5 protein-coding genes and 1 tRNA gene are annotated in these 5,924 nt (G+C 63.1%); 4 read left to right on the forward strand and 2 right to left on the reverse strand.

Going from position 1 to position 5,924, the window contains the following annotated elements; all coding sequences use genetic code 11:
- Window positions 1–212: 212 nt before the first annotated feature.
- Window positions 213–289: transfer RNA gene (locus EN893_RS15105), tRNA-Arg, on the forward strand.
- Between the two features lie 444 nt (window positions 290–733).
- Here the strand turns inward: EN893_RS15105 and EN893_RS15110 are convergent.
- Both EN893_RS15110 and EN893_RS15115 read right to left on the reverse strand, forming a co-directional pair.
- Window positions 734–1,474 (reverse strand): hypothetical protein, encoded by a 741-nt coding sequence (locus tag EN893_RS15110; protein ID WP_206517401.1) that lies wholly within the window; start codon window positions 1,472–1,474, stop codon window positions 734–736.
- A gap of 172 nt (window positions 1,475–1,646) precedes the next feature.
- On the reverse strand, window positions 1,647–1,883 hold the full coding sequence (locus EN893_RS15115) for a hypothetical protein (protein WP_127268797.1): 237 nt from the start codon (window positions 1,881–1,883) through the stop codon (window positions 1,647–1,649).
- 262 nt (window positions 1,884–2,145) lie between these two features.
- On the opposite strand from EN893_RS15115, the gene EN893_RS15120 reads away from it, so the two are divergent.
- The 3 genes from EN893_RS15120 to EN893_RS15130 form a co-directional block, all read left to right on the forward strand.
- Window positions 2,146–3,561 carry a LuxR C-terminal-related transcriptional regulator gene (locus EN893_RS15120; protein WP_164748690.1) on the forward strand — a complete coding sequence of 472 codons (1,416 nt, stop codon included), beginning with the start codon at window positions 2,146–2,148 and terminating at the stop codon, window positions 3,559–3,561.
- A gap of 290 nt (window positions 3,562–3,851) precedes the next feature.
- Window positions 3,852–4,616, forward strand: coding sequence for an SDR family NAD(P)-dependent oxidoreductase (locus EN893_RS15125; RefSeq protein ID WP_236383082.1), 765 nt, complete (start codon window positions 3,852–3,854; stop codon window positions 4,614–4,616).
- Between the two features lie 196 nt (window positions 4,617–4,812).
- Window positions 4,813–5,924 (forward strand): multicopper oxidase domain-containing protein (locus EN893_RS15130; protein ID WP_128361623.1); only part of this gene is annotated, 1,112 nt, incomplete at its 3' end.

Raw genomic sequence — 5,924 nt, forward strand, 5'->3', positions numbered from 1 at the left:
GAGCGCTGGGTCTCCAATGAGCAGGAACCGGCTCGACTTCGGACCGTTGCCAGGCGCCGGAATCCCAGCCTTCATCGCCGGCCAAGGCACTTGTGACAAAACTTTTGCCGGATCGGCTTGCTTTTCCGAAATTCAGTCGCTAGGGAACACGTCTCGTCGCGACCGGTCGTTTACGATCGGATTGCGGGGTCATGGAAAGCATGGCCTGTTGCGCGCCCGTAGCTCAGCTGGATAGAGCACCAGACTACGAATCTGGGGGTCAGGAGTTCGAATCTCTTCGGGCGCGCCATTCCATCCAGCTGAAATTGCTTGCCTTTCAGGCCTCGCCAATCAACCGCATCGGCATGAATTCCTGACGAATGGTGGCCCGCCTGTTGGTCAACAGACGATTCGATCAGATTCGCACGGATCGGGCTGGCGGTCATCGCGGTCGCTGGGTACACGCATGAGGCACCGGTGTTGGTGTTGTCGGCTCCCAACGCAAAACCTAGGGAATGACTGTCCGAAAAAAGGCCGTTTTCAACTGCCGCCGATTCCTCGCGTTCTCATACATGCTGATCGGCGGGATGAGGCGCGCTCTCGCTCCGGCCCTCGCCCGCACCTCGAATTTGGTGCGCTTCAACTCCGGAAGAGTCTTCTGATGCTGCAGATGATCCAGCACGGTCTTCTGCGCGACGTTGCCAAACCCCCAAAGGCGCCTGCAAGCAGGGGCCTCTGTCTTCGACATGGGCCGTCACGTTCGATCTCGGTTGCCGGCGGACGATGCCGGCGCGCTCCCGGCTCGCACCTCCTGGAGCAGCAGCAACAGGTCTGCCTTGGCCCAAAGCAGATAGCAGACAAGCAATGTCAGCGGCGCTGCGACGAGCGTCCAGGAAGCGCCCGACCATACCAGTTGCAGGGCACCGCCGCTCCCCACCGCGGCCGAGACCAGCGGCGGCAGACGGCTGGCCAGAACGGCACTCCGGAACGGATTGGGCCAGCTGGCTGGCCAGCCGGGCAACGGCTTGCCGTCCTCGAAGGCGCTGCCGAACTTGCCGAGCGCATGCAGCAAGCCCGAGGTCGCCGCAAGCACAGGTTCGCCGAACAGGAACAGGGCGATGCCGAGTCCGATCGCCCCGACCCCCGACGTCATGTCGCCAAGGCGGTTTAGGGACACGTCTGGGGACGGCTTCCTGGCCCATGCGCGGCAGTAGATCTCGCCGCTCCAGAAGAAGACCAGCGTGGCCAGGGTGAGCGACAGGGCAGCGATGCTGCCAACGAAATAATCGAGGAGCGCGGCATGGCCACTCACGGCGGAACCCGGCGGCACGGCAACGATCTGGACCATGACGCCCGTCGCCAGCCCGAGCCCATTGCCGAGATTGTAATATCCTCCGGGACCTACCATGCGTGAACGGATTGCCGCGGCGAAACGCGACAGGCCTGAAGTGTCGCCCGGCTCTCCGGCGGCATCGGGAAGGTCATGCATGATCATTGATAACGAACCCCGCGATCAGGCAGCGCACGCAGAAGACGTGCTGGATCATCTCGATCCGAGCAGCAGACAGTTGGCCCGCACCTTCGACATTTCGATGTTTCGACAAAAGCTGGTGTATGTGGCGCGCGGTGAGACCAGCTTAGATCAGACCGCGGTCGATCGGGCTTCCTTAGGTGTTCGGCTCGGTCGTCATCGTGCTCTCGTCGTTTTCCGCCCTGTTCAGATTGGCGCAGTGCGGGTGAGCGTTGGCGGGGACAATCTCATAACCGGCTGCGATCAACTGGAGACTCATCTCCTCGAAGTGACGCTTCGAGCCGCTGACGATCGATTCAGGCGTGTAGTTCCAGCCGTTGCGGGCAGCATTGGCCAAGATGCTGGCATAGGCATGCACGCTGGCGATTTTCACGTTTGATTCCAGCAACTGTCGGCACCCGCTTGCGAAAGAAGGTGACGGTTGGGCGGAATAGCCCAAGGCCGTGCATGCCAGCACTATGGATACAGGACGCATGGAACCCCCCTTAGCCGATTGTTTGTTGCCGTCGGGGAAGCTTGCGCCGTGCGAGCCTGCGGCGGAATCGGGCAGATGCGGTATTCGGCCTCGTGCATTTGTAGCATTCTTCTGTAGCATTCTTCGGCTACGGAGGGGTTTCCAAGGACGGGGGTCCACAATGGTGCTCGGCGCTTCGAAAGCTCAAACGCTTGTCGCATTGTCGGGTCGTGAGCGCGAGGTCGCGGAAAAATTTGCCGCCGGCCTGACCTATCGGGAGATCGGCAAGGCGCTTTTCATTGCTCCGGCCACTGTTCGCACTCACCTTGCGACCATCTACGGAAAACTTGGGGTGCGGACCAAGATCGGGCTCGCGGCGTACTTTGCCGGCGCTTCCGGCGCCAGGCCAGGCGGGCTGTCACCCCATCAAAGCGAAAAACCGCGGCTGGCGGTGATGCCGGTCAAGGGTCAGTTCGGCAAAACAAGGACCGATGCGGATGCATTGACGCGCGCGTTGACCGCAGAGCTCGGACGCTTCTCCCAGATCGGAATCGTCGCAGCGGCCACAATGTTCGCGCTCGCGAAGCGGCATCTCACTGTCAAGGAAATCGGCAGGACCACGGGAGCCAACTATGTCCTGGAGGTCGCGGTCCATAGCCAAGACAAAGCCATGCACGCCTTCGCGCATCTCGTGGACGCCGAGGAGGAAGTCGAGGTCTGGAGCGCAAGATATGATCTCGCCCAGACGTCATCGCATGACGAATTGACAGGCGTGATCAGCGGAAACCTCTTCCAGGTGTTGATGAAGCACGCGGCAGGCCCGCCCGCCCTCGAGGAAGCAATTCAGCACCACAAGCTCTATCTGAAGGCGTTTTACCACGTCGAACGGCCGACGGCGAAAGGCATGGTCGTAGCGCGGCGTCTCTGTGAAAGGCTCCTCGCCGCCGAGCCAGAGCATGCATTGATAAGGGAGACTCTTGCCTGGGTCGATTTCCACTCCTGCTTCAACGGATGGTCCATTGAACCCATCGAGGCCTTTCGCCGGGCTGGTGATGAGGCTCGGGCCGGACTTTGTGGCCATGACCGGGAAGCATCTCTGCACAGTGCTCTCGGATTGGCCGAGACTTATCTCGGAAACTTGCAGACGGGCCTTGGCTGCCTGTGGCGGGCCATCGCACTCAATCCGAACGATGCAGAGTGCCGTACCTGGCTGGGAATTGGGCTAACTTACGCCGGAGATCTCGAAGGTGCACAGGCAGCTTTCGCGCGGGCCAACCTTCTCAGTCCGAATTATCATCCGATCTTTCTGTTCAGGGGCGATGCCGAATACGCCGGGGAGAACTATAACGCCGCGACTGCCTCGTTTGATCGATTTCTGATGGTCCTGCCTGAATACCACTGGGCACGGCTCCTGCGGGCTGCATCATACATGGGGATGGGCGATCTCGAGTCTGCGCGGAAGGACGTGTCGTTCGTCTCGCGCGAGTCGCCCAGGTTGACCGGCGAGTATGTCGATCGATTGCAGCAAGCGCGCGGTCCGGAGTTTAGAAATAACCTGTGGTCACGCCTCAGCGCAGCAGGACTGCCATGGAAGTGACCTATCGAGGATGACATTGGGCGCATAAGGTCCGGTTGCGTGTCAACTTGCGTCATGGCGGGCTCCAACCCGAACGGCGGGAACGAGTGACGGCCTGCGACTGCACGGCGGTGGCAGGATGGCTGGTCAACACCGGCCACGCAATGGACTAAGCATTCGGGCGGCGCCTACGCGGGTCACCAGGACGAAGCTCGGCAAAGCGGCGCAGAATGCTGCAGAGCAAATCTTCGCAGCGCCGTCGTCCAATCTGCGTGGTAAGACCGCGACAGGCGGAACCAGCGGAGCCCGATTTGACCATTCCCCATACCCGCATCAAACGCGCTTTGATCACCGGGGCCGGCGCGGCCGACGGCATCGGCTTTGCCATTGCCCGGCAGCTCGGCTATGCTGGCCATGCCGTTTTTCTCACCGGTGCCAGTGCGCGTGTGCTTGATCGCGCCGTTGGGCTCCGTGCAGAAGGCATCGATGCCAAGGCCGTGGTCGCCGATCTCACCATCGCTGCCGATGTCGCGCGGCTGCGGGCCGATGTCGGGGCGGTCGATATACTGGTCAACAATGCCGGCATGGGCTCGCTGGCATCGCCATCGGTCGACAAGACGTTTCTCGCCATGACCGAGGCCGACTGGGACCAGGGGATCGACGTCAGCCTGAAGACGGCATTCCTCGTCACGAAGGCCTTTCTGCCGGCGATGGTCGAAGCGGGCTACGGGCGCATCGTCAATGTGGCGTCGGTCACCGGCCCGCTGGTGTCTTTCGAAGGCACGGCAGCCTATTCGGCCGCCAAGGCCGGCATGGCCGGCCTGACGCGCACACTGGCGCTCGAAGTGGCGAAAAACGGCATCACGGTCAACGCCGTCGCTCCCGGCTGGATCGAAACGGGCTCGTCGAGCGAAATGGAGCGGCAAGCCGCCCTGCATACGCCGCCGGCGCGGGCCGGGCGGCCGGATGAAGTGGCCGCCGCGGTGGCATTCCTGGCCTCGGAAGGCGCCAGCTATGTCAATGGCGCGCTGCTGGTGGTCGACGGCGGCAACAGCCTTCAGGAGCGCAAGGGCTGAGAACTCTGCGGCTTCGCCGGAACGACCGGTGTTCATGATCGGACAGCGGGTCCGGGCTCTCACTACATCGTGCGCCAGCGCAGCTTCTATCGTCACCGTCGACTGCTCGATCTCACTTGACCTTCCAGCTGCTGGAACCCTTAGGGTCACGCGAGGTCTTCCGGCGGGCCTTTCATCGAGAGCAAGGAGCGGAGAAATGCATCGACGCGGATTTCTGACGGCAAGCCTGGCGACGGTTCTGGCGAGCCCGCGTGCGCTGGCGCAGACGAAGATGGACGATATGTCGATGCCCGGCATGGGCGGCCATGCCGGGCACGACATGGCCGCGATGGTGCAAGACGCGGTCACCCTGCCCGAAGGCCAGGCGTTGCGCGCCCTGCAGGTGCTTGCCAACGAAGCCGACCGGCCGGGCCTGCTCAGGGCGAGGCTGACGGCGGCACCGGCCATTGCGAGGTTCGCCGAGGGGCGCGACACACCGATCCTCGCCTATAATGGCATCAGCCCGGGGCCGCTGATCGAGGCCTTCGAAGGCGACCGCGTCGAGATCACATTTGCCAACCGCATCGATAACGAGGTGAGCACCATCCACTGGCACGGCATGCCGGTGCCCGCCGACCAGGACGGCAGTCCGATGGATCCGGTTGCGGCGGGCACCGAGCGCGTTTATGCCTTCGAGCTGCCGGAAGGCTCCGCAGGCTCCTATTGGTACCACCCGCACCCGCACGGCAAGACGGCAGAGCAGGTCTATCGGGGTCTTGCCGGCGCCTTCGTCGTCAAGGCCAAGGCCGATCCCATCCCGGCCGAATATGGCGACACGGTGCTGGTGTTCACCGACCTCAGACTTGCCGCCGATGGCTCGATACCGAGCAACAGCATGAGCGATCTGATGAACGGCCGCGTTGGCGACCACGTGCTGGTCAACGGCCAGAAGAATCCCAGGCTCTCGGTGGCAAAGGGCGCCAAGCGACGCCTGCGCCTCTACAACGCCACCAACGCACGGTTCCTGAAGCTTGCCTTCGACGGCGCGACGATAACAGTCATCGGGACGGATGGCGGGCTGCTCGCGGCGCCGGTGGCGGCGGACGAGATCCTGCTCAGCCCGGGCGAACGCCTCGAGTTGGTCGCATCCTTCGACAGGCCCGGCCCCATCACCCTCGATACGCTCGGCTACGACCGTGGCTGGATGGGTCCCGGCCGCCCGGCCGATGCGGGGCTGACGCTGCTGACGGTCGATGTCTCGGAGAACGAAGCCGAGGCGGTGCCGCAGCTGCCGGCGCGGCTGCGGCCGATCGCACCGTTCGCCGACCC

The sequence above is a fragment of the Mesorhizobium sp. M7A.F.Ca.CA.004.04.2.1 genome, from assembly GCF_004022825.1.
GTDB lineage: Bacteria > Pseudomonadota > Alphaproteobacteria > Rhizobiales > Rhizobiaceae > Mesorhizobium.

Bases quoted from the DNA above. Each gene is read 5' to 3' on its own strand.
- EN893_RS15110 (WP_206517401.1), bottom strand. From the start codon at position 1,474: ATGATCATGCATGACCTTCCCGATGCCGCCGGAGAGCCGGGCGACACT.
- EN893_RS15120 (WP_164748690.1), top strand. From the start codon at position 2,146: ATGGTGCTCGGCGCTTCGAAAGCTCAAACGCTTGTCGCATTGTCGGGT.